We start from the raw sequence: 1,031 nt of genomic DNA on the forward strand, positions 1-1,031 counted from the left end.
GTGCTCGCGGCGGCTAAAAACACAGAAATAAGCGGGTGATCTGAGCGTTTTTGATCGATTTGCCGCTTTTAAAATCGGCAGGGGCTGAAGTCAGCCAGAAATACACAACTACTTCAGACCATCCTGAGAGACGGATATCGCGTTCGTCAGCCACTAAGTGGTAATACGCAAGCAGTTTAGCAACGACATCAGCTAGTTCGATAGACGCTTGTTCGGGAATAATCAAGCCGTTGTCGGATTTGGCCAAAAAGAGCATGTCGTCAATAATGCGTGACATACGCTTCAACTCCTCTAGATTGGAGTAAAGATTCTCCTCATAAGCATCAATATTCCGCTTTTTGGTCAGCACCACCTCGGTGTGGGTCATGAGGTTGCTAACAGGGGTTCGCAGTTCATGAGCAATGTCCGCCGAGAAATTGGAAAGCCGAACAAAGGCATCTTCCAAGCGACCTAACATCGCATTGAAGGACAGAACCAATTGCTGTAACTCAAGCGGTATCGGTTCAAGCGGCATTCGTTCCTGCAACGACCTTGCTGACATCGATGCGGCGAGATGGGTAACTTGCCTCAGAGGCCTGAGACCGCTTCTAACTACCATCCAGCCAAGCGCAGCACTAATTAGAGCGCTGACGCTTAATCCAACGCCGAACCAACGCTGCAAAGTCTGAAAGAAATGCGCGTGGTTAGTGACATCAAGAATCAACAGTGCTGTAAGTGGTTCGGGCTGGTCTGCTACCGAGATTCGGGCAGTCAATCCTCTATACAGGCGGCCGGCATATTTCCATTCCCACATATTCTGCTGTTCTGCGTCCCTATAGCTTTCCGGGACGTCGACTGTCTTGGGATCAGAAAAGAGCACTCTGCCATCTTCGCTCAAGATGGTCGCCGCTAAATCATGATGGGCACCTAGTGTCCCGAGCGGGTAGTTCGTTTATTTAACAACATATCGATATACTGGCGCGACTCCAAAGCCACTGATTAATAACCCACATGGCCAAACCCGCCGCCTGCTTTGTCTTAACGCCGTCCGA

1 pseudogene is annotated in these 1,031 nt (G+C 49.9%); it reads right to left on the minus strand.

From position 1 onward, the window contains the following. Positions 1-124: 124 nt before the first annotated feature. Positions 125-910: pseudogene (locus CW305_RS06515) on the minus strand (histidine kinase dimerization/phospho-acceptor domain-containing protein); the annotation flags it as partial. Positions 911-1,031 lie beyond the last annotated feature (121 nt).

Origin of the sequence: Stutzerimonas kunmingensis, assembly GCF_002929225.1 — a bacterium.
Lineage (GTDB): Bacteria > Pseudomonadota > Gammaproteobacteria > Pseudomonadales > Pseudomonadaceae > Stutzerimonas.